The following is a 22587-nucleotide window of genomic DNA, read 5'->3' on the forward strand; positions in this document are numbered from 1 at the left end:
ACGAACCAGGGGGCTCACCGCGCGGGGGGCTCGCCGCGAACCGGGGCGTGCCGCATAAGGGCGCCCAGGTCACACGAAGCCCGTGCTTCGCGATTCGCCCGAGGACAGGTTCTTGAACATCACCCAGATCACCCACCACGACCTCGACGGCTACGGCGCCTCCACGGTGGTCGGCCAGTTCGCCGAGGTCGCCCGCATCGTGCACGTGCCGCGCTATTCCGATGTCGGGCCGGTGGTCGAGACCGAGCTGAAGCGCCTCGGCAAGGCGTCCGCCCCGGAAATGATCTTGATGACCGATCTCGGCCTGGAGGCGGTGGCCGTCACCTTCCTGCGCAACTTCGCCGCCCTGAACCGCCGCCGCGAGCCCGAGGCACGCCACCGGCTCGTCGTCCTCGACCACCACGCCTCCTCGGTCGACCAGCTGCGCGAGCAGGGCCTCGCACCGCTGGCCGATCCCGCAACGCCGAGCCTGCAGCGCTTCGACCTGGAAGATCCGAACCTCGTCGTGCTCATCGACGAGGCCTGCTGCGCCACCCGGATGGCCTACGAGCACCGGGCCCTCTACGCGACCCGCGAGAGCGGCGAGGATCCGATCCTCGGCGCCCTGGTGACGGCGGTCGATGCCGTGGATCTGTGGCGCAAGGACCGGCCGGCCTTCCGCAGCGGCCTGAGCCTCGACGAGATGTTCTGGGACAACGTCTCGAACCTCGTGCCGATCGGCCATCCCTGGCACGACCGGTTCGTCGGCGACCTCCTCCTCGGCGCGGCCCGCCTCCTCGGCGACGGCGCCTCCCCGGCCGTGATCGAGGGCCAGGTGCCGGCCCTGCGCAAGGCGATCCTCGACGGCTACCTCGCCGAGGATGCCGAGGACGACCGCACCCTCACCACCCGCATGCGCATCGCCCGGGTGCTCGCCCGCTCGGACCTGTTCCATCCCCTCTCGGACGGCACGCTGATGTCCTTCGGGCTCGATTCCGGCACCTTCCAGCGGGTCTCGGACCTCATCATGGAGAGCGGCCGGGCCAAGCGCGTCCTCAACGTGCAGCGGGCCGGCACGATGTCCTTCCGCTCCAACAACGAGACCGCCCTCGACGGCGCGCGGCGCTTCCGCGGCGGCGGCCACAAGGATGCCGCGGGCGGCAAGCTGACCAGCGGCTCGGCCTTCTCCCTGGCGGACGCCATCGCGCAGGTCGAGCCCGTGCTGAACCCGCCGGCGGCCGATCCGGCGCTGAGCCCGTTCGGGGCCCTGAAGAACTGGAAGGGCTGAGGCGCGCGATCGCGCCGACCCGGCCGCGCCCGATTGCCGAGCGGGCCCAATTGCCGGCCGGGCCAGAGCGCGGCAGACTCGTCGGCGCACGCAGCCCGCGGCATCCGCGCCTCGGGACGTCCCGCTGCCTGGCACCGCGGCGTCGCGCGCGGTGCCGGACACCCGCCGGCGCTTCGGAACCGGTTCCATGCCGGGGCGGGCCCACCTTCTCAGCGACGTTTCCGGGGACACCATGCCGCCGATCGACCTCCTCAGCCGTGGGCCATGTCCGTTCCTGCCGGGCTTCGACCTCGCGGACGCGACGCTGCCCGACCTGCGCCTTCGGGTCGCCCTGTCGCCGGGCGGGCACCGTCTCCCGGTCCTGCTGCTCCATGGTCATCCCCAGACCCACGCCACCTGGCACGCGGTCGCGCCCCGGCTGCGTGACTTGGGCCATCCCGTCGTGGCCCCCGACCTGCGGGGCTACGGCGATTCCGAGCGCCCGGACTCGGCGGCCGATCATGCCCCCTACGCCAAGCGGGCCATGGCGGCCGATGCGATCGCGCTGATGCGGGCCTGCGGCTACGCGCGCTTCGCGGTCGTCGGACATGACCGCGGCGGCCGGGTCGCGCATCGCCTGGCCCTCGACCACCCCGCCGCGGTGGACCGCCTCGCCGTCCTCGACATCGCACCGACGCAGACGATGTACGCCCGGACCGACCGCGCCTTCGCGACCCGCTATTTCTGGTGGTTCTTCCTGATCCAGCCCGCTCCCCTGCCGGAGCGCATGATCGGCGCCGATCCGGAGGCCTATCTGCGTCACCACCTCGCCGGCCAGAGCCGGACGCCCGGGATTCCGAGCGAGGCGATGATCCGGGAATACCTGCGCTGCTACCAGGCGCCCGGCAGCATCCATGCGATCTGCGAGGATTACCGCGCCGCGGCAGGCATCGACCTCGACCACGATGCCGCGGACGACGCGGCCGGACGCCGGGTCACGGCGCCGCTCCTCGCCCTCTGGGGCGCGCGGGGCACGGTCGGCGAACTCTACGACGTCGCCGCCACCTGGCGCGAGAAGGCCGACCGGGTGGAGGGGCACGCCCTCCCCTGCGGGCATCTGCTGCAGGAGGAAGCCCCCGAGCTGGTGCTGAACCACCTGCGTCCCTTTCTGGCCTGAGGGCCGGCCGTCGCACCGCACCGCGGGCGCTTGAGCGACTCGCGGTCGCGCCCGGATCGCCCGGCCCGGCCCTGCGGTTACTCCTGCCGTGAGGCGAGGAGAGCCCGATGGCGAGACCGACCGACCTGCCCGATCGCCCGATCTGGCTGGGGCATCCGCATCCGCGTGTCGAGGGTGGCGCCAAGGTCACGGGCACGGCCGTCTACGCTTCGGACACCCGCCTGCCGGGCCTCGCTCACGCCGCTCTGGTCACCAGCCCCATTCCGCGCGGACGGATCACCGGCTTCGACCTCGCGGCGGCGCAGGCGGTCCCGGGCTGCCTGCGCATCTTCACCCATCGGGATTTCGCCGGCGCGATCCGGCCGGTGAAGCACCTCATGGCCGGGGGCTACGCCAATAGCGGTCACCTGCCCCTGGGCTCGGACGCGGTGGCGTATGCCGGTCAGATCGTCGCTCTGGTGGTGGCGGAGACTGTCGAGGCGGCGAGCGCCGCGGCGGCCTGCACCCGGGTTCACTACGCGGCCGAGGCCTTCGCCGACGGATTCGATGCGCCGCGGGCGGAGGTCGTGCGCCTGGCCGACCTGAAGCCGGAGCACCACGACCCTCGGATCGGCGACGCCGACGCGGCCCTGGCGCGGGCGGACGTCACCGTGGCCGCGCGCTACGCCACGCCGATCCAGCACCACAACCCGATCGAACTGTTCACGACCACCTGCGCCTGGGACGGCCCGCGCCTCACCGTCCACGAGCCGTCGCGCTACATCGGCGCGGTCCGGCACGGCCTCGCCGCGCAGCTCGGCCTCGACCCGGCCGACATCCGGGTGGTCTCGGGCCTGATCGGCGGCCATTTCGGCGCCAAGCTCGCCCTGGCGCAGTACACGGCGCCGGTCGCCCTGGCGGCCCGCGCCCTCGGTCGGCCGGTCTCCCTGGTCGCGAGCCGGCGGGACGGTTTCACCATCGCCAATTATCGGCCCGAGACCCGGCACGACATCCGCCTCGGCGCGCGCGCGGACGGGCGCTTCACCGCCCTCGTGCACGAGGCCGCGGTCATCGCCTCGCGCTTCGATCCCTTCGCCATGGAGGGCACCGACGTCACCGCGAGCCTCTATGCCTGCCCGGCCGTCCGGACCGATGAGCGTGCCGTGCGGGTCGACCGCAACACCCCGGGGCCGATGCGGGCGCCGCCCGAGGTGCCCTACCTCTTCGCCCTGGAGAGCGCCGTCGACGAGATGGCGGTCGCCCTCGGGATCGACCCCATCGCCCTGCGCCGGCGCAACGACACGGCCACCGATCCGATCTCCGACAAGCCGTTCTCCTCGCGTCCGCTGATGGCCTGCTTCGACGCCGGGGCGGAAGCCTTCGGCTGGGCGACCCGCGATCCGGAACCGGGGCGGATGCGCGACGGCCCGTGGCGGATCGGATTCGGCTGCGCCGCCTCGGCCCGGCCGGTGAAGATCTCCCCCGCCACCCTGCGGATCCACCTCACGGCCGATGGCCGCGTCACCGTCGCCACCGCCCACCACGAGATCGGTAACGGGATCACGACGCTGCTCGCCCTCGGGGCCGCCGAGTGGCTCGGCACCGCGCCCGAGGCCGTCACGGTCCGCCTGGGCGATACGGCGCTGCCAGCGGCGGGGCTCTCGGGCGGCTCCTCCACCACGACCAGCCTGCTCCACACCCTGGCCCAGGGCTGCGAGACCCTTCGAGCGCGCCTGGCCTCCGCCGCCATCGCATCCGGTGCCCTGGCCGAGGCGGATCCCGCGACGGTGCGACTGCAGGCGGGCAGTCTCGTCGCGCCGGACGGGCGGACCTGTCCGCTGCGGGCGCTCGTCGCGAGCCTCGATCCGAACGGGATCGAGACCGTGGCGGCCTTCACCCCCGAGGGGTCGGGGCCGGAAGCCCTGGAGGCGATCGAGGCGGGCAAGATGGCCCTCGGCACGGGGGCCGGCAGCAAGGCCCTGTCCTGGGCCTTCGGGGCGCAATTCGCACGGGTGCGGGTTCACGACGAAACCGGCGAGATCCGGGTGCCGCGGCTCCTCGGCGCCTTCGCGGCCGGCCGGGTCCTCAATCCGCTGACCGCCCGGAGCCAGCTCACCGGCGGGATGATCTGGGGCCTCGGCTCGGCGCTTCTCGAGGAGACGATCCTCGACCGCGGCCACTACCGGAACGCGGACCTGGCCGAGTACCTCGTCGCCACCGCGGCCGATGCGCCGGAGGTCGAGGCGCTTCTCGTGCCGGACCCGGACGACGCCGTGAATCCCCTCGGCCTGAAGGGTCTCGGCGAGCTCGGAATCATCGGCGTCAACGCCGCCATCGCCAATGCGGTGTTCCACGCCACGGGCCGCCGGATCCGGTCGCTGCCGATCCGGGTCGAGGACATGCTGTGAGCCGGCCTGCGCCGCTGCGACCGTCGATGCTGCGGCGCTGACGCGGTCGTGAACGCCCCGGCCGTCGCGGGCGCTCCGCCCGGGCCGGTCCCGGAGCGTGGCCGCGCTGGACGCCCGCCCGTCGATCCTGTCTGATCGACCCGACAGAGGGGGGAGCGCGTCATGTCCGACGACCGGGACGATCAGGGCCGGCTCACGCGTGCGGCGAGCTTCGTCTTCCTGCACACCGAGCACGCGATCTACGCGGCCCTCGGCGTGCTCCTCGCCCTCACGGCCCTCGTCGCCCTGGTCGACGCCACCGCGCTGACCTGGGAAGCCCTGCGCCACCTGGGCGGGGCCGACCAGATCCTCGAGGTGGTGGACCGGCTGCTGTTCCTGCTGATGCTGATCGAGATCCTGCACACGGTGCGGGTGTCGATGCGCTCGGGCAAGCTCACCTGCGAGCCGTTCCTCATCGTCGGCCTGATCGCCTCGATCCGACGGGTTCTGGTCATCACCCTGCAATCGTCGGAGATCACCCACGCCAAGGACTGGTCGCCGGAGAAGCAGGCGTTGTTCCAGGCCTCGATGATCGAGCTCGGCGTCCTCGCCGGCCTGATCCTCACGATGGTGTTCGCGATCTTCATGCTCCACCGTGCCCGGGACGACGGCAAGCCGGCGGGCGAGGAATCGGCCGAGCACGCGGGCTCCTGACGGAGCGGGACGCCCTCACGGGGACCCCGGAACGCGAACAAGCCCGGCGAGCCGGGCTTGTGCGATGCTGCGATCGCGCGATCCGGTCCTAGAGGCGGTAGCGGATCTGGTCGGTCCAGAAGCGCTCCAGGCGGCTGAGCGCGGTGTTGAGGCGACCGAAATCGTCGTCCGAGATCCCGCCGATCGGCTGGATGGTGCGGGCGTGCTTGTCGTACAGGCTCTGGATGATGTCGTGGACCTGACGGCCCTTGTCGGTGAGGCTGATGCGGACCGAGCGGCGGTCGGTCTTCGACCGGGCGTGGTGGAGGTAGCCTGCCTCGACGAGCTTCTTGACGTTGTAGGAGACGTTCGAGCCGAGATAGTAGCCCTTGGTGCGCAGCTCGCTCGCGGTGAGCTCCTTGTCGCCGATGTTGTAGAGCAGCAGGGCCTGGACGCTGTTGACGTCCTCGCGGTCGCGGCGCTCGAATTCGTCCTTGATCACGTCGAGGAGGCGGCGGTGCAGGCGCTCGACGAGGTGCAGGGCCTCAAGATACGAGCCATGTGCCGGAGCGGCCTCGGGAGCGGTTTCGGTCTTGCTAACCTTTGCAGCCTGGGACTTCATCATGGGCCTCTTCAGGTTTCTGTGTTTCAGGGCCGGTGTTCTTCGCCACCGCTTATGAAGCCAACCTAGAAGTCCCAGATGAAAGACGGTTTAAGCGATAGGATGAATTTGCGATTTACCTCTCTCGGTAAATGCAAGATGAAGCGAACGTCGTAACCCGGCGTTTACCGGATTTCCCGCGCGGCCAGGAAAGACAAGATAAAATACAACGCAATAATTCCAGCCTGTATTGCCAGGTATACGGGGGCTATTGGCAGCAGCTGCGGGGTCAGGACCGCGAGGGTGAGCGCGCTGGTGGCGGCCAGCAGCCAGACCACGCCGCCCCAGGCGCTGGTAAGCCAGAGACCGACCGCCGCCATCGGGTCGATCACCGCGAAGTAGACGATCACGCTCTGGCGCCCGAGCGTCTCCGACTCGAAGGGGCGCCCGCCGGGCAGGATGTCGAGGATGCCGGCCCAGGTGGCGACGGCCTTCGCCAGCCAGAACAGGGCGGTGAGGCGCATGAACCAGACCAGCACCACGTCCCAGCCGGTCTGTGGCACCTGGGGCGCACGCTCGATCCGGTCGGCACCGGCGTCCTGATTGCGTCCGCGGATCTCGCGGGAGCCAGGGACCTTCGTCAATCCGCGCACGCCGGACCTCTTCTCATGACTGGGATCACGACATGGATCCTGACTTGGGCGATCCGCCGAAGGTCGGCTCCGGCCCGCCCGTGGGCGCGAAGGCCGCGGTGATCGACGACGGGTCGACGGCGTCCAGGCTGGCGGGCTTCCAGGCCGGCGCGCCGTCCTTGTCGATCACGGCCGCGCGCACGCCCTCGAAGAAGTCGTGGCCGCGCATCAGGGCGCTGACCATCCGGTATTCCGTCAGCATCGCCTCGGGGAAGCTCGAAGCGGCGCCGCGGCGCATCTGCTCGCGCACCAGAACCAGGCTGGTGGGCGAGCGCGTGCGCATCAGGGCGGCCGTCTCGGTGGCGAAGGCAGAGCCGTCCGCCTCGAGGCGCGCCAGGATCTCCGCGACCGTAGCGGCCGAGAAGCAGGCATCGATCACGGCCCGGGCCGCGACCAGAGTCTCCGGATCCGGCACCGGTCGGCCTCGGTCGGCGAGCAGCGCCTCGATCGGCCCGCCGGAGGCGAGGCCGTCGACGATTGCGTCGAAATCCGCCGCCGCGGCGTGGTGGGTGGCCAGACCCACCGCGTGGGCATCGCCCGGTCCGATGCGGGCGCCGGTCAGGGCGAGGTAGGTTCCCGTGCATCCGGGCAGGCGCGGCAGCACGTAGGTCATGCCGACATCGGGAAACAGGCCGATCCCGACCTCCGGCATGGCGAAGCTGTAGTGCTCCGACGAGACCCGGTGGCTGCCATGGACCGAGATGCCGTTGCCGCCACCCATGACCAGGCCCTCGATCAGGCTGATTACGGGCTTCGGGTACCGCTGCACCGTGGCGTCGAGGCCGTACTCGGCGCGCCAGAAGGCATCGACGGCAGCATGCGCGCCGGCCCTGGCGAGGGCGTAGATCTGGCGGATGTCGCCGCCGGCGCAGAAGGCTCGTCCGCCCCGGCCGCGCAGCACCACCCGCGTCACCGCGGCGTCACCGGCCCAGGCGTCGAGCTGGGCCTGCATCGCCCCGAGCATCGCCAGGGACAGGGCGTTCAGGGCGCGCGGCCGGTTCAACGTCACGAGGCCCACCGCCCCGCGCCGCTCGAACAGGATCTCCGCTTCGCCCGAATCTGCCATGGGTTCTCCCGCCTCCGGCCGGGGTCTCCAGCCTGGATCGGCTGCTTAGACGAGGTTTTGGCGCTGGGCGTCAATCGGAGGGGCGTCGCCGGAGGCGGTTCGTCTGTGCGCACGGCGCGGGTCTACGGTGCAGGTCTAAGGGGAAGGTCTACGGTGCAGGCTGACGGTGCAGGCTGACGGTGCAGGTCGACCCGCCATCCCTGCGTCGGCATCACGGGTTTCGGAGGCTTTTCCGGATGTGTTAGGCCCGTGCTCGCACGCCCCGGCCAGGGCCCCTCCCGGCCAGGGGCTCTCCCCGCTAGGGTCTCTCCCGGCCACGGCCCGGGCCGAAAACGATCGAGTGCGCCCACGATGACCAACGAACCCGCGACCCCGCGTCCCCTGGCGGTCGAGACGGCCCAGGAAGCCGCTCGCCCCGTGGCCCTCGGCATCACGCAGCGCCCGCGCCGCAACCGCAAGGCCGAGTGGTCGCGCCGCCTGGTGCGCGAGAATACCCTCACGGTCGACGACCTGATCTGGCCGCTCTTCGTGATCGAGGGGTCGGGCCGGCGCGAGCCCATCGCCTCGATGCCCGGTGTCGAGCGCCTCAGCGTCGACGAGATCGTCCGGGACGCCGAGAAGGCTGCCCGCGTGGGCATCCCGGCGATCTCGTTCTTCCCCTACACCGAGCCGAGCCTGCGCGATCCCACCGGCTCGGAATCGCTCAACCCGGACAACCTCGTCTGCCGGGCGGTCCGGGCGGTGAAGACGGCGGTGCCCGAGCTCGGCATCATGACCGACGTCGCCCTCGATCCCTATACCAGCCACGGCCATGACGGCCTGCTGGAGGACGGCGCGATCCTCAACGACGAGACCGTGGCCCTCCTGGTCGAGCAGAGCCTGATCCAGGCGGAGGCCGGCACCGACATCATCGCGCCCTCCGACATGATGGACGGGCGCGTCGGCGCGATCCGGGCCGGCCTCGACCGGGCGGGCTTCCGCGACGTGCAGATCATGGCCTACGCGGCCAAGTACGCGAGTGCCTTCTACGGCCCGTTCCGGGATGCCATCGGGACCCAGGCGGCCCTGGTCGGCGACAAGCGCACCTACCAGATGGACCCGGGCAATTCCGACGAGGCCATCCGGGAGGTCGCCCTCGACCTCGCGGAGGGCGCGGATTCAGTCATGGTGAAGCCCGGCCTGCCCTACCTCGACATCATCCGCCGGGTGAAGGACGAGTTCGCCGTGCCGACCTTCGCCTACCAGGTCTCGGGCGAGTACGCGATGATCGAGGCCGCTGCCCGCAACGGCTGGCTCGACGGCGAGCGGGCCATGGTCGAGAGCCTGCTGGCCTTCAAGCGCGCGGGCGCCGACGGCGTGCTCACCTACTACGCGCTGCGGGTCGCCGAGCGGCTGCGCGCCGGCGCGTGAGCCTCAGGTCCACCGCGCGCGGCCTCCGCGCGGCGCTCGCCGGCGGGGTCGCCCTCCTTGGCCTCTTCGCCCTCGGCGGCTGCGAGAGCTCGGTCGATCGACAGCGCGCCCTGATCTGCCGACGGGTCGTGCCCGCGCTCGCACCGCCCGAGACCGCGGTGAAGCTCCTGCGCATCGGCGCGGGCGCGACGCCGGACGAACTCCGCGTCGACTACGCGGTGGCGGGGCGGCCCGGCCAGGCCGCGCGCCAGCGCTGGGTCACCTGCAGCTTCGGTCCCGGCGCGGAACTCCTCGGCCTCGCCACCGAGGGCGGGCCGGTCAACGGGGCGCGCCTGTTCCTGCTGCGCCACTACTACCTCGAGACCCCGGAGGCCGCCGCCGCGGACCCGGGCGTCCAGCCGGTGCCGGCCGACCGCCTGACGCACTGAGCCGGGCGGAAGCGTCGATCTCGCGGTGCCGGCTTGAGTCTCGTCGGGCGCACGCCCATCTCTCCGCTCAGAACGTCGCCGCTCCGTCCGCGAGCGCGATCCAGGAGCGCCCCATGCGCGAGACGCAAAGCCCCTACGCCGATCGCTTCCAGACCGGCTACGCCCCCCAGTTCCCGGTACCCCATGTCCGGGGCAGCCTGGGCGCGCGCTTCATGGCCTACCTCCTCGACATCCTGTTCATCTTCGGGTTCACCGCCCTGCTCACCCTGGTGATCACGGTGATCGGCGCCCTCACCTTCGGGCTGGGCTGGACCCTGTTCGCGATCCTGCCGGCCAGCGGCATCCTCTACAGCGCGATCACGGTCGGCGGCCGGGGCCAGAGCACCTGGGGCATGCGGATGATGGGCCTGCGCGTGGTCGCGCCGGAGAGCGGCGCCCGCGTCGACTACCTCACCGCCGCGATCCACGCGCTGCTGTTCTACGTGGCCGTGGCCTCGGCCTTCCTGCTCTGGATGCTCGATGTCGGCATCGGCCTGGTGCGGGCCGACCGCCGCCTCGGCCACGACCTGCTCCTCGGCCTCGCGGTGGTGCGGGCCGGCTGACGCGATCGCCTTCGCCAGAAGTCACCGTCGACGCGGCCGTTCGCGGCTGAACAAGACGAGGGAAGTTTCCGGCGCCACGTTCGAGGCGCCAAAATTCAGACGCACGGTTTCGCACGAAATTGTCGCGGAACCCCGGGAGGGTGTTGAGCCCGCCCGCGTTGCGGATACACTCAAGTCTCGGGGTGCGCTGTGCGCACCCGGCGCGCGGCGAGCGACAGACAAGCGTGACGAGCCATTCCCGGGACACCCCGCAATTCTACCTCACGGCGCCCTCCCCGTGCCCCTACCTTCCGGGGCAGGAGGAGCGGAAGGTCTTCACACACCTGGTCGGGCGCCGCGCCCGCGACCTCAACGAGATCCTGACGCAGGGCGGCTTCCGCCGCTCGCAGACCATCGCCTACCGGCCGGCCTGCGAATCCTGCCGGGCCTGCATCTCGGTGCGGGTGGTGGTGTCCGATTTCCGGCCCTCGGCCAGCCAGCGCCGCATCCTCCAGCGCAACGCCGACCTCGTGGGCGCTCCGGAGCCCAACCGCCCGGCCTCCGAGCAGTACGCCCTGTTCCGGCGCTACCTCGACGCCCGCCACGGCGACGGCGGCATGGTCGACATGACCGTGCTCGACTACGCCATGATGATCGAGGACAGCCACGTCGACACCCACCTGGTGAGCTATCGCCGGCGCGGACCCGACACCGCGATCAACGGGCGCGGCACCGGGCCGACCGTTGCCCTCTGCCTGACCGACGTCCTCGCGGACGGCCTGTCGATGGTCTACTCGTTCTACGATCCGGCCGAGGCGCACCGCTCGCTCGGCACCTACATGATCCTCGACCACATCCGCCGTGCCGCCGATCTCGGCCTGCCCTACCTCTATCTCGGCTACTGGGTCGAGGGCTCGCGGAAGATGGATTACAAGGCCCGCTTCACCCCGCAGGAACGCCTGATGGGCCCCGGCTGGCAGCGGGTGGAGTAACCCACCCGCCCGCACCGCCGCGGCCCGCTTCTCCGATCTGAGCCGCGTCGGACTTGGCCGGGATCAGAACGTGGTGCGGATCAGAACTTCGCGATGATCTGCGCCCGGATCGTGCGCGGCGCGCCCGGCGTGATGTTCTGGTTGTTGTCGGCGGTGTAGATGTAGCGCCGGTCGAACAGGTTCTCGATGTTCACCTGCGCCCGGACCGACTCGCTGACCTGATAGAACAGCCCCAGGTCGAAGCGCGTGTAGCTGGGCAGCCGCACGGTGTCGTCGGAGGTGGCGAAGGTGTGGGTCTGGTGGATCACCCCGATGCCGAGGCCGAATTCGGGCGTGATGTCGAACTTGTTCCAGAGCGAGACGCTGTTGAACGGCACCAGCCCGACGGTGTTGCCCTTCACGATGGTCGTCGACACGGCGCTGTCGATCCGCGCATCGGTGAAGGCGTAGCCGCCGGCGATCTGCCACCAGTCGGTGAGGTAGCCGTTGGCACCGATCTCGGCGCCCTGCGTGTTGGTCCGGCCCGACAGGATGAAGAAGCCCGCATTGTTCGGGTCGGCCAGGCGCTGGTTGGTGCGGTCGAGATTGTACAGGGCGCCGGTGACCTGGAAGGTCGGGGTGACGTCGACCTTCACGCCCACTTCGAGGTTCTGGAAGCCCTCCGGCTTGGCGATGGCGAGGCCCGGCGTGAAGCTGCCGATCTGGTCGCCCGAGGACGGCAGGTAGGAGACGCTGTAGCTGCCGTAGAAGGCGAGGTTCGCCAGCGGCTTGATCACGATGCCGGCGCGCGGCGAGACGAGGTTGTCGACCCGTTCGTTGGTCAGGCCGGTGACGCGGCCCTGCGAGGAGAAGTCGAAGTAGTCGTAGCGCAGGCCGCCGACGATCTGCACGTACTCGTTCAGGTCGATCTGGTCCTGGGCATAGGCCGCGGCCAGGCCGAGGTCGTAGCGGAAGTTGGCGTCCGTCGTGCCGTTGTTGCGGAAGGTCACCGGCGCGCGGGTGATCGGCGCCATCGGATTCACCACCACGCTGGTGACGAGGCTGCTGCCGGTGTTGAAGAACGCTGTCTGGCGGAAGGCGAGGCCCTCTTGGTAGCCGAGCTCGAAGCCGGCCAGCAGGGTGTGCTTCACGTCGCCGGTTAGGAACTTGTAGGTGAAGTCGTTCTGGCTGAAGTAGTTGGTCCGGTCGGTCTCGTTGCGGTAGCCGGTGATCGGCACCTGGGTCCCGGCGGCGTTGACCGGCGCGCCCGGCAGGGTGTTGGCGTAGAAGCGATTGTAGTCGGCGAAGCGCAGCTGGTTGCGCATCTGGACGCCGGACTCGAACGTGTGGTCGAGGGTCGCCGTGGCGATGTTGGCATCGACCCGGGTGGTGTTCACGTCCGGGTTGCCGAAGAAGGTGCGGATGTTGTTGCGGTAGTTGTACGGCCGGCCGTTCTGCGAGGGGATGCCGCGATCGGGGAAGCGGTCGTCGTGGAAGAACTCGTAGGAGAGCTTCAGCGTGGTCGCCGGGCCGAGCAGGAAGGTCATCGTCGGGTTGATGCCGTAGCGCTGCAATTCGCCGAACTGGCGGTAGGTCTGGCTGTCCTCGAACACGCCGTTGAGGCGGAAGAACACGCTGTCGCTGATCCGGTCGCCCACATCGAGGGCCACGCGCTTCTGGTTGAACTGGCCGACGCCCGCCACGACCTGGCGCACGCGCAGGCCGTCGGCCTCCTTAAGCACGCGGTTGATCACGCCGCCGCCGCCGCCGCGGCCGAAGATCAGCGAATCCGGGCCCTTGAGCACTTCGATCCGCTCGATGTTGTACAGGTCGCGGAAGTACTGGACGTCGTCGCGCACGCCGTTGACGAAGAAGTCCGCATTGGTCTTCTGCCCGCGGATGACGACCTCGTCGCGGTTGCTCTCGCCCTGGGCCGGGATCACGCCGGGCACGTAGCGCAACTGGTCGGTGAGGTTCTGGAAGTTCTGGTCTCGGATCTGCTCCCGGCTGACGATGGTCACCGATTGCGGGGTGTCGAGGAGCGGGGTGTCGGTCTTCGTCGCGCTGCGCGTGGCGCGGGTCAGGTACCCCACCGTGTTCCCGCGCACGCCCTCGACGCTGAGCTGGTCGAGGGTGACGGCCGTGCCCTCGGGCAGGAGCGCCGGCTGCGCCCGGGCCGTCGTCGCCAGCGCCGTCCCGCACAGGAGGGTGGCGAGGAAACGCGATGCTGCTCCAATGTTCATGATCGTACCGTCCGCTCGACTGACCGTGTCTTGTTGATTTTGCGTCCCCGAATTCAGTCACGGGGCGTGGTGCCCCCCTTGAAGGTCGGCTAAGACAGGATCAAGCGAGCGCGGCGGCGTTTCCTGACCTTTGTTTTAAAGGGCTTCTAAGAAGCGCTCGAAACAGTGAGCCAACATCCTCGCAACATTCGGCAAAACTGTATCGGCTTTTAATCCTGGAAATATTCCAGGGTGGGATGATCCGGCAAGGCATGTTGCGGCGATGCCACACGTCGCAGGCCGTCCCGGAAGCTGCGACCGCGCGCCGGGGCGGCGACCGCCTCAGAAGCGGGCCACCACCTGCGCGCGGATCATGCGCGGGGCGCCGGGGCTGATGTTGTTGTTGCCGTCGGCGGTGGCGATGTAGCCGCGGTCGAACAGGTTCTCGACGTTGAGCTGGGCCCGGACGCCATCGGTGACCTGGCAGAACAAGCCGAGGTCGACGCGGCTGTAGCCCGGCAGCCGCACGGTGTTGTCGGAGGCCGCGAAGCTGTGCGTCTGGTGGACGAAGCCGATGCCGAGCGCGAACGCCTCGGTCACGTCGAACTTGTTCCACAGGGTCACGGCGTTGAAGGGGACGAGGCCGACCTGGTTGCCGGGTCGGACGGAGGTACCGCCGATGTTGAAGCCCTTGACGATGCGGGCATCGGTGAAGGCGTAGCCGCCGGCGATCTGCCACCCGTCGGTGACGTAGCCGTTGGCACCGATCTCGGCGCCCCGCGTGTTGGTCTGTCCGCTGGTGATGAAGAAGCCGGCATTGTTCGGGTCGGCGAGGCGCTGGTTGCTGCGGTCGAGGTTGTACAGGGCGCCGGTGAGCTGCAGCGTCGGGGCGACGTCGACCTTCACGCCGATCTCGGTGTTCTCGAACCGCTCCGGCTTGGCGATGGCGAGGCCCGGGGTCAGGGCATTGAACTGGTCGCCGGAGGACGGCAGGTAGGACACGCTGTAGCTGGCGTAGACGGCCAGCGCCTCGACCGGCTTCAGCACTAGGCCGAGGCGGGGCGAGAGCAGGTCGTCGACGCGGGCCTGAGTGACGGTGCTGCGCCGGTCCGTGGCGGCGAAATCGAAGCGGTCGTAGCGCAGGCCGCCGATGAGCTGAAGGTGCGGCCCGATCTCGACCTGGTCCTGCGCGTAGAGGGCCGCGAGGCCGAGGTCGTAGCGGGTGTTGGCGCCGCTCGCGACGTTGCGGAAGCTGACGGGGACGCGGCTCACCGGCGAGAGTGGGTTGACCACCAGGGCCTGGGTGCCGGTGGTGGCGAAGACGCCGTCCTGGCGGAGGGTCAGGCCCTCCTGGTATCCGAGCTCGAACCCGCCGAGCAGCGTGTGCTTCAGGAGGCCGGTCTCGAACCGGTCGGTGACATCGTTCTGGCTGAAGATGTTCGTCCGCGGCGACTCGGTGTTGTAGGCCGCCAGGGTAAGGGCGGTGCCGGCGGCGTTCACCGAGCCGGCCGCGCCGATGTTCGGATAGACGTTCTGATAGAATTTCGCGTAGTCGGCGAAGCGCAGCTGGCTGCGCAGCGCGATCCCGGATTCGAAGGCATGGTCCAGGGTCGCCGTGGCGATCTGGGCATCGATCCGGGCGTAGCTGAGGTCCGGATTGCCGAAGAAGGTCGCGATGTTCTGCCGGTAGCGATAGGGTCGCCCGAACTGCGAGGGAATGCCCCGGTCCGCCGTGCGGTCGTCGTGGAAAGACTCGTAGGAGAGCTTCAGCGTCGTGACCGGGCCGAGCAGGAAGGTCAGGGTCGGATTGACGCCGTAGCGGCGCAGATCGACGAAGTTCCGGAAGCTGCCGCTGTCCTCGAACATCCCGTTGAGGCGGAAGAACGCGCTGTCGCCGATCCGGTCGCCGACATCGACGGCCACGCGCTTCACGCCATAGGCGCCGCCGAGCCCCACCACCTCGCGGACCGGCACGCCGTCCGCCTCCTTCAGCACCCGGTTGATCACGCCGCCACCGCCGCTCCGCCCGAAGATCATCGCGTTGGGACCTTTCAGCACCTCGATGCGCTGGACGTTGTAGAGGTCGCGAAAGTACTGAACGTCGTCGCGGATGCCGTTGACGAAGAAGTCGGCGTTCGAGCGCTGGCCCCGGATCACCACGTCGTCCCGGTTGCCCTCGCCCTGGTGGGCCACCACGCCCGGCACGTAGCGGATCGCGTCCGCGATGCTCTGGATGCCCTGGTCGCGGATCTGCTGCTGGGTGACGACCGTCACCGATTGCGGCGTGTCGATCAGGGCTGTGTCGGTCCTGGTGGCGCCGCGCGTCCGGGTGGTCAGGTAGCCGACGCTTTCGCCCGGGCTTCCGACGACGTGGAGCTGGTCGAGGGTGATGGCGGCGTCCTCGGCCGAGGCCGTATCCGCGAGGCCGAGGCTCCCCGTCCCCAGGAAGGTCGCGCCCAGGAGGAGGGCGCGGTGGAATCCGGCGGGGGCAGGCAGCATGGACGGTCTCGTCGGCAGGAGAATGCGTAACTCAGATGCAGCACATCCCCGTGGGAGATCGGGACTGTTCTGATACGCTCTGCGCCGTTATTGGAGGAGTTCCGTATAGTCCAGTGGATCGAGGCTGGTTTTCTCTGGACCTATTCCAGCTTAGTCAAGGAGCATGTGGCCAACCAGCTGCAACACAACAGAAATCGCCCTAGGAACGCTTTCCTGGAATGTTTCCAGTCGTGGCTCAATGGCCGGCACTGAGGCGAAAATGCCGCGCTGCAGCGTCCGGGCGCCCGGCTGCGCTGCGCCGTCCGCGTTGAGCGCCAACGCCACCCATGCTAGGCGCGCCTGATCCCGTTGCCCCCTTTCCCGACGCGTTGACCGAGGCGCCCGCATGATCCCCCGCTACAGCCGCCCCGAGATGACCGCGATCTGGTCCCCCGAATCGCGTTTCCGGATCTGGTTCGAGATCGAGGCCCACGCCACCACGGCCCTGGCCGAGATCGGCGTCGTCCCGAAGCAGGCGGCCGACGCGATCTGGGAGAAGGGCCGCGACGCGGTCTTCGACGTGGCCCGCATCGACGCCATCGAGGCGGTGACCAAGCACGACGTCATCGCGTTCCTGACGCATCTGGCCGAGATCGTCGGGCCCGAGGCCCGCTTCGTCCACCAGGGCATGACGTCGTCGGACGTGCTCGACACCTGCCTCAACGTCCAGCTCGTCCGCGCCGCCGACCTGCTGATCAAGGACGTCGATGCCCTGCTCGCCGCCCTCAAGCGCCGCGCCTTCGAGCACAAGATGACGCCGACCATCGGCCGCTCGCACGGCATCCATGCCGAACCGGTCACCTTCGGCCTCAAGCTCGCCGGGGCCTATGCGGAATTCGAGCGGGCGCGCGCCCGCCTCGTGGCGGCCCGCGCGGAGATCGCCACCTGCGCGATCTCGGGGGCCGTCGGCACCTTCGCCAACATCGACCCGCGGGTGGAAGAGTACGTCGCCGAGGCCATGGGCCTGACGCCCGAGCCGGTCTCGACCCAGGTCATCCCGCGCGACCGCCATGCCATGTTCTTCGCGGTGCTGGGCGTGGTCGCCTCCTCGGTGGAGCGCCTCTCCATCGAGGTCCGCCACCTCCAGCGCACGGAAGTGCTGGAAGCGGAAGAATTCTTCTCCGAGGGCCAGAAAGGCTCCTCGGCCATGCCGCACAAGCGCAACCCGGTGCTCACCGAGAACCTGACGGGCCTCGCCCGCATGGTGCGCGCCTACGCGCTACCCGCCATGGAGAACGTCGCCCTCTGGCACGAGCGCGACATCTCGCACTCCTCGGTGGAGCGCATGATCGGGCCGGACGCCACCGTCACCCTCGACTTCGCCCTGGGCCGCCTCACCGGCGTCATCGACAAGCTGCTGATCTATCCGGAGAACATGCAGCGCAACCTCGACAAGCTCGGCGGCCTCGTCCACTCGCAGCGGGTGCTGCTGGCCCTGACCCAGGCCGGCGTGTCCCGCGAGGACGCCTACCGTCTGGTCCAGCGCAACGCGATGCCGGTCTGGCGCGGCGAGGGCGACTTCCTGGCCCTGCTGAAGGCCGATGCCGACGTCACCGCGGCGCTGACCCCGGAGCAGATCGAGGAGTGCTTCGATCTCGGCTACCACTTCAAGCACGTGGACACGATCTTCGCCCGGGTGTTCGGCGCAAGCTGAACATCGCACGAATCCTGCCTGTCTCGAACAGCCCCACCCGGACCGAAGAGGTAACCCCGTGTCCCAGGCCCGCATCGTCTACCTGAACGGCGATTTCCTGCCCTTCGCCGAGGCGCGCGTGCCGATCATGGATCGGGGCTTCCTCTTCGCCGACGGGATCTACGAGGTCTCAGCGGTGCTCGACGGGCGCCTCGTGGACAACGAGGCCCACCTCGCCCGCCTCGACCGCTCGCTGGGCGAGATCGACATCGCCAACCCGCACAGCCTGGCCGAGTGGATCGGCCTGCAGGCCGACCTCATCGCCCGCAACGGGCTGACCGAGGGGCTGGTCTACATGCAGGTGACGCGCGGCGTGTACGAGCGCGACTTCGCCTATCCGCCTGCCGGCACCACGCCCACGGTGATGATGTTCACCCAGGCCAAGACCGTGGCGGCCAACCCGCTCGCGGAGACCGGTGCCAAGATCATCACCGTGCCGGACCTGCGCTGGAAGCGCCGGGACATCAAGTCGGTGGCCCTCCTCGCCCAGGTGCTGGCCAAGCAGCAGGCCGCCGCCGCCGGCGTCGCCGAGGCCTGGATGGTCGAGGACGACGCGGTCACCGAGGGCTCGTCCTCGACGGCCTTCATCGTCACGACGGACGGCGCCCTGGTGACGCGGCCCCTGTCCACGGCGCTCCTGCCGGGCATCACCCGCAAGGCGGTGCTGCGCCTCGCCGAGGAAGCGGGCCTCGCCCTGGAGGAGCGCCTGTTCAGCGTCGCCGAGGCCCTGGCGGCGGCCGAGGCCTTCTACACCAGCGCCTCGGCCTTCGTGATGCCGGTGGTCTCCATCGACGGCCACGCCGTCGGCGAGGGCCGCCCCGGCCCCCACACCCGGCGCCTGCGCGAGCTCTATCTCGCCATGGCGCGCGAGAGCGCGTGAACCTTCGGACGATGGCGCGCGAGAGCGCGTGAACCTTCGGACGACGGCGCGCGGGAGCGCGTGAACCTTCGCACGATGGCGCGCGGGAGCAGGTAGGTCGAGGACGGCCCTGCGCGCGGCTTCTGCTCTCCCGCGGGAGGGGGATAAAACCGCGGGACCCGTTCCTCTGCAGAGCCCCTCCCCAGGACCATCGTCCCATCACAGGACCGATGGGACAGGAACGCTTCGGTCCCCGGCCTGTTCTCCCTGAAACCTCGCAACCGAGACAGGGAGACCCTATGCGCTCGATCCTCACCCTCGCGGTCGGCCTTGGCCTGATCGCCGGCCCGGCCTTCGCGCAGTCCCCCGACGCGCCTCTGAAGGGCCGGGACACCGATCCGGCCCTGCCGCCGCCGAACCAGACCATCCCCGACAAGATCCGTCCCTCCGACGGGACCGCCGACAAGGGCACCTCCGCCGACAAGGGCACGCTCAGCGACAAGCTCGAGAAGAGCGACGGCGTCATCAAGCCGCCCGGCAACGCGGCCCCCGGCATGGTGGTGACCCCGCCCGACCCGAATCCCGGCGCGATGCCGGTGATCAAGCCCGGCGACCTGCCCGGCCGCCAGCCCGGAACCGAGGCCCGCTAGGCGCCAGGGCCGGTGACGGGACCGCAGTATCGTCCCGACCCCTCGGCATACCCGCCCATCCGGGCGCGGACGGGCCCCTTGCTTGATTTCCGCGCACGGATCGCGGAAAGACCCGAGGACAGCGAAAGCGGTCCGCCCGTCAGGTCGGGCGGCTTTCGCGCGGGTTACGGCACAGGTCTTGAGTGAATGGCAAACGTCGTCGTCGTAGGCGCCCAGTGGGGTGACGAAGGCAAGGGCAAGATCGTCGACTGGCTCTCCGAGCAGGCCGACGTCGTCGTCCGCTTCCAGGGCGGCCACAATGCCGGCCACACGCTCGTGGTCGACGGGGTGACGTACAAGCTCGCGCTGCTGCCGTCGGGCGTGGTGCGGGGCGGCAAGCTGTCGGTGATCGGCAACGGCGTCGTGGTCGATCCGTGGCACCTCGTCGACGAGATCGCCCGGCTCCAGGCCCAGGGCGTCGAGATCTCGCCCCAGACCCTGCGCATCGCCGACAACGCCACCCTGATCCTGCCGCTGCACCGCGAGCTCGACCATTTCCGCGAGACCTCGAACGCCGGGCTCAAGATCGGCACCACGAAGCGCGGCATCGGCCCGGCCTACGAGGACAAGGTCGGCCGCCGGGCCATCCGGGTCGTCGACCTCGCCGACGCGTCGACCCTCGAATCGAAGATCGAGCGGGTGCTCACCCACCACAACGCCCTGCGCCGGGGCCTCGGCATCGCCGAGGTGGATGCGGGCGCCCTGCTGGCCGAGCTGAAGGCGATCGCGCCGACGATCCTGCCCTACGCCGACACGGTCTGGAAGCTCCTCGACGACGAGCGCCGGGCCGGCAAGCGCATCCTGTTCGAGGGCGCGCAGGGCGCCCTGCTCGACGTCGACCACGGCACCTATCCGTTCGTGACCTCCTCGAACATCGTGGCCGCGCAGGCCGCCACCGGCTCCGGCATGGGCCCCTCGGCCATCGGCTACGTGCTCGGCATCGCCAAGGCCTACACCACCCGGGTCGGCGAGGGGCCGTTCCCCACCGAGCTGTTCGACGAGATCGGCGAGACCATCGGGGCGCGCGGCCGCGAGTTCGGCGTCAACACCGGGCGCAAGCGTCGCTGCGGCTGGTTCGACGCGGTGCTGGTGCGCCAGACCGTCCGGACCTCGGGCATCGACGGCATCGCCCTGACCAAGCTCGACATCCTCGACGGTTTCGAGTCGATCAAGGTCTGCACCGGCTACCGCCTCGACGGACAGGTGGTGGACCACCTCCCCGCCAACCAGGCGGCGCAGGCCAAGGTCGAGCCGATCTACGAGACCATCGAGGGCTGGTCGGGCACGACGGCCGGCGCCCGCTCCTGGGCCGACCTGCCGGCCCAGGCGATCAAGTACGTGCGCCGGATCGAGGAGCTGATCGGCGCGCCGGTGGCGCTGCTCTCGACTTCCCCGGAGCGCAACGACACCATCCTCATGCACAACCCCTTTGAGGACTAGGGCGGTTTCCGCTTGATGGGCGCGCGGCCGCGTGGGGAAGATACGCCCATGACGGCCCCGCGGCGGTCGGCCGGCTCCGCCCGTCCGCGGGACTGCGGGACGAGGCGGCCGGCCAGTCGCCGGTGAGAAGGCGGATCTGAGGCACGATGGCCGACTATTATCCCCTGCTGGCACGGGCGCTCGACGCGATGCCCGACCGCTCCCCGGCCCTGCGCCAGGCCGTCTACGAGCGCGCGCGCGGCGCGCTGATCGGTCAGCTCCGCTCCCTCGATCCGCCCCTGTCCGAGGACGACATCGACCTCGAGCGCAACGCCCTCGAGGCGGCGATCCTGCGCCTGGAGCGCGACCACGGCGGTGCCGCGGCGGCGGCGCCCGAGCCGGCCCCGGTGCCGGTGCCGCCCGCGCCCGAGCCGGAACCCCTGCGGCCGCCACCCCCGGCCAACGATCCCATCGACCTGCCCGAGCCGGCACCGCCCGAGGCGCTCTCGACCGAGTCGCTTCCCCCAGAGCCGTCCCCGCCGGAGCCGACGCCGCCGGGGGCGACCCTGCCGCCCGCGCCGCCGCTGAATCTCGGTGTGCCCGCCGCACGGCCGCCCGAAGTCGCGCGGCCCCCAGAAGTCGCACGGCCCGAAAGCGTCTCGCCCGAGCCCGCCCGTGACGAGGCGGTTCCGCCGGCACCTGAGCCGGCGCCCGCGATCACCGTCGCGCCGCCGGGGCCACGCGACAGCGCCGGCCCGTCGTCCGAGAACGGCGCCGACACCATCCCGCCGCCGGTCCGCATCCAGGCCCGCAAGGCGAAGAACCCGCCCTTCATGGCCGCCGACGGGGCGGACGAAGCGGCCGTGCCGACCCCGTCGGTCGCGGATGACGGCAGCGAAGTGCCGCCCCCGGATGGCGGCCAGCGCCAGCGACCGCGCATCGAGGTGGTCGGGCCGCGGGACGGACGCTCGCGCCTCCTGCGCAACGTGCTCGTGGGCAGCATCCTGATCGCGGTGATCGGCCTGATCGCCGTGGCCGCCTTCCTCCTGCGCGACAAGCCGGCCGATCTTCAGCCGATCGCCACCGAGCAGCAGGACGCGGCTCCGGACGGCGCCGATTCGAAGTTCGCCGATCGGGTCGGCGGCGACGCCGCACCGGCCGAGCGCGCGGCGCCGGCCCGGCGTCCCGCCCCGGCGCCGGCGGCGTCCCCGACGCCGGCCGCGCCGACCCAGGCGCAGCCGGACCTCGCGGTCACCCAGCGCGCGATGCTCTACGAGGAGAACATGGGCGGCGGCGCGAACGCCACGCCCACCACCACCCAGGGCCGGGTGGTCTGGCGCCTCGACACCGTTCCGGGTGAGCAGGGCCAGCAGCTGGAGACCGTCGTGCGGGCCACGGCCGAGTTCCCGGATGCCGGGCTGTCTCTCGTGATGACCGTGCGCCGCAACCTCGACGCGACCCTGCCGGCCTCGCACACCATCGAGCTCGCCTTCACGCCGAGCGGTCCCACGGCCGCCCGCCACAACGTTCAGGATATCGGCCTGCTCCAGGGCAAGGACGAGGAGGGTGCCCGCGGCTCCCCCGTGTCCGGCCTGCCGGTGCGGGTGCGCGAGAACCTGTTCCTCATCGGGCTGTCCTCGCTGCCGAACGACATCGAGCGCAACACCGACATCCTGCTGCATAAGAACTGGTTCGACATCACGCTGAAGTTCGCCGCCGGGCCCCGTGGGATCATCGCCTTCGAGAAGGGTACCGCCGGGACCCAGGTCCTGCAGAGCGCCTTCGACCAGTGGCGCTGAGGCGTCGCGCGCCGCGGCCTCGGTCAAGGAGCGGTGAGGCCGCGCCCTGAATTGCGGGCGCGGGTGCGCGCACGTTCGGCGAGCGAGGTTCGACCGGACACGCGGCCCCAAACGACAACAGCCCCCCGGCACGATGG

General features: G+C 70.3%; 18 protein-coding genes. 13 read left to right on the top strand and 5 right to left on the bottom strand.

All coding sequences use genetic code 11. The annotated features are described in order from the left end of the window. The first annotated feature begins 112 nt into the window (after positions 1–112). From AC0IY1_RS05610 to AC0IY1_RS05625, 4 genes are all read left to right on the top strand, one after another. On the top strand, positions 113–1267 hold the full coding sequence (locus tag AC0IY1_RS05610) for a dimethylmenaquinone methyltransferase (RefSeq protein WP_471768294.1): 1155 nt from the start codon (positions 113–115) through the stop codon (positions 1265–1267). Positions 1268–1499: 232 nt separating this feature from the next. Next, entirely contained in the window at positions 1500–2423 is a 924-nt protein-coding gene (locus AC0IY1_RS05615) for an alpha/beta fold hydrolase (RefSeq protein WP_471768667.1), read from the top strand. A 107-nt stretch (positions 2424–2530) separates the two neighbouring features. Beyond that, positions 2531–4810 carry a xanthine dehydrogenase family protein molybdopterin-binding subunit gene (locus tag AC0IY1_RS05620; RefSeq protein WP_471768297.1) on the top strand — a complete coding sequence of 760 codons (2280 nt, stop codon included), beginning with the start codon at positions 2531–2533 and terminating at the stop codon, positions 4808–4810. Between the two features lie 162 nt (positions 4811–4972). Continuing rightward, entirely contained in the window at positions 4973–5503 is a 531-nt protein-coding gene (locus AC0IY1_RS05625) for a phosphate-starvation-inducible PsiE family protein (RefSeq protein ID WP_055952674.1), read from the top strand. Between the two features lie 88 nt (positions 5504–5591). Here the strand turns inward: AC0IY1_RS05625 and ldtR are convergent, their stop codons facing one another. From ldtR to AC0IY1_RS05640, 3 genes are all read right to left on the bottom strand, one after another. Further along, entirely contained in the window at positions 5592–6104 is a 513-nt protein-coding gene (ldtR, locus tag AC0IY1_RS05630; protein ID WP_055953756.1) for a transcriptional regulator LdtR, read from the bottom strand. A 164-nt stretch (positions 6105–6268) separates the two neighbouring features. Beyond that, positions 6269–6736, bottom strand: a complete 468-nt coding sequence (locus tag AC0IY1_RS05635; RefSeq protein WP_055952671.1) for a DUF6163 family protein — start codon at positions 6734–6736, stop codon at positions 6269–6271. Between the two features lie 25 nt (positions 6737–6761). Next, positions 6762–7841, bottom strand: coding sequence for an enoyl-CoA hydratase/isomerase family protein (locus tag AC0IY1_RS05640; protein ID WP_471768299.1), 1080 nt, complete (start codon positions 7839–7841; stop codon positions 6762–6764). 351 nt (positions 7842–8192) lie between these two features. On the opposite strand from AC0IY1_RS05640, the gene hemB reads away from it, so the two are divergent. The 4 genes from hemB (at position 8193) to AC0IY1_RS05660 (ending at position 11252) form a co-directional block, all read left to right on the top strand. After that, positions 8193–9251, top strand: a complete 1059-nt coding sequence (gene hemB / locus AC0IY1_RS05645; protein WP_471768302.1) for a porphobilinogen synthase — start codon at positions 8193–8195, stop codon at positions 9249–9251. Further along, positions 9248–9679, top strand: a complete 432-nt coding sequence (locus AC0IY1_RS05650; protein WP_471768305.1) for a hypothetical protein — start codon at positions 9248–9250, stop codon at positions 9677–9679. The genes hemB and AC0IY1_RS05650 overlap by 4 nt, the downstream gene beginning before the upstream one ends. 113 nt (positions 9680–9792) lie before the next feature. Beyond that, a complete protein-coding gene (locus AC0IY1_RS05655; RefSeq protein WP_055952659.1) occupies positions 9793–10281 on the top strand; it encodes an RDD family protein in 489 nt (162 codons plus the stop codon). A gap of 224 nt (positions 10282–10505) precedes the next feature. Beyond that, on the top strand, positions 10506–11252 hold the full coding sequence (locus tag AC0IY1_RS05660) for an arginyltransferase (RefSeq protein ID WP_055952656.1): 747 nt from the start codon (positions 10506–10508) through the stop codon (positions 11250–11252). A gap of 80 nt (positions 11253–11332) precedes the next feature. On the opposite strand, the gene AC0IY1_RS05665 is transcribed toward AC0IY1_RS05660, so the two are convergent. Both AC0IY1_RS05665 and AC0IY1_RS05670 read right to left on the bottom strand, forming a co-directional pair. Continuing rightward, entirely contained in the window at positions 11333–13474 is a 2142-nt protein-coding gene (locus AC0IY1_RS05665) for a TonB-dependent receptor (RefSeq protein ID WP_471768308.1), read from the bottom strand. A gap of 321 nt (positions 13475–13795) precedes the next feature. Continuing rightward, the gene (locus AC0IY1_RS05670) at positions 13796–15952 is read right to left on the bottom strand and encodes a TonB-dependent receptor (RefSeq protein ID WP_471768311.1); all 2157 of its coding nucleotides are present in this window, start codon (positions 15950–15952) and stop codon (positions 13796–13798) included. 385 nt (positions 15953–16337) lie between these two features. On the opposite strand from AC0IY1_RS05670, the gene purB reads away from it, so the two are divergent. The 5 genes from purB to AC0IY1_RS05695 all read left to right on the top strand — a co-directional run bounded on the left by purB (position 16338) and on the right by AC0IY1_RS05695 (position 22450). Beyond that, entirely contained in the window at positions 16338–17645 is a 1308-nt protein-coding gene (purB, locus tag AC0IY1_RS05675) for an adenylosuccinate lyase (protein ID WP_055952650.1), read from the top strand. 58 nt (positions 17646–17703) lie between these two features. After that, positions 17704–18564 carry a D-amino-acid transaminase gene (locus AC0IY1_RS05680; RefSeq protein ID WP_471768314.1) on the top strand — a complete coding sequence of 287 codons (861 nt, stop codon included), beginning with the start codon at positions 17704–17706 and terminating at the stop codon, positions 18562–18564. A gap of 278 nt (positions 18565–18842) precedes the next feature. After that, positions 18843–19193 (top strand): hypothetical protein, encoded by a 351-nt coding sequence (locus AC0IY1_RS05685; RefSeq protein WP_471768317.1) that lies wholly within the window; start codon positions 18843–18845, stop codon positions 19191–19193. A 186-nt stretch (positions 19194–19379) separates the two neighbouring features. Next, on the top strand, positions 19380–20672 hold the full coding sequence (locus AC0IY1_RS05690) for an adenylosuccinate synthase (protein WP_055952641.1): 1293 nt from the start codon (positions 19380–19382) through the stop codon (positions 20670–20672). A gap of 146 nt (positions 20673–20818) precedes the next feature. Further along, positions 20819–22450 (top strand): histidine kinase, encoded by a 1632-nt coding sequence (locus AC0IY1_RS05695; protein WP_471768320.1) that lies wholly within the window; start codon positions 20819–20821, stop codon positions 22448–22450. Positions 22451–22587 lie beyond the last annotated feature (137 nt).

It is taken from the genome of Methylobacterium sp. AC690, from assembly GCF_979256535.1.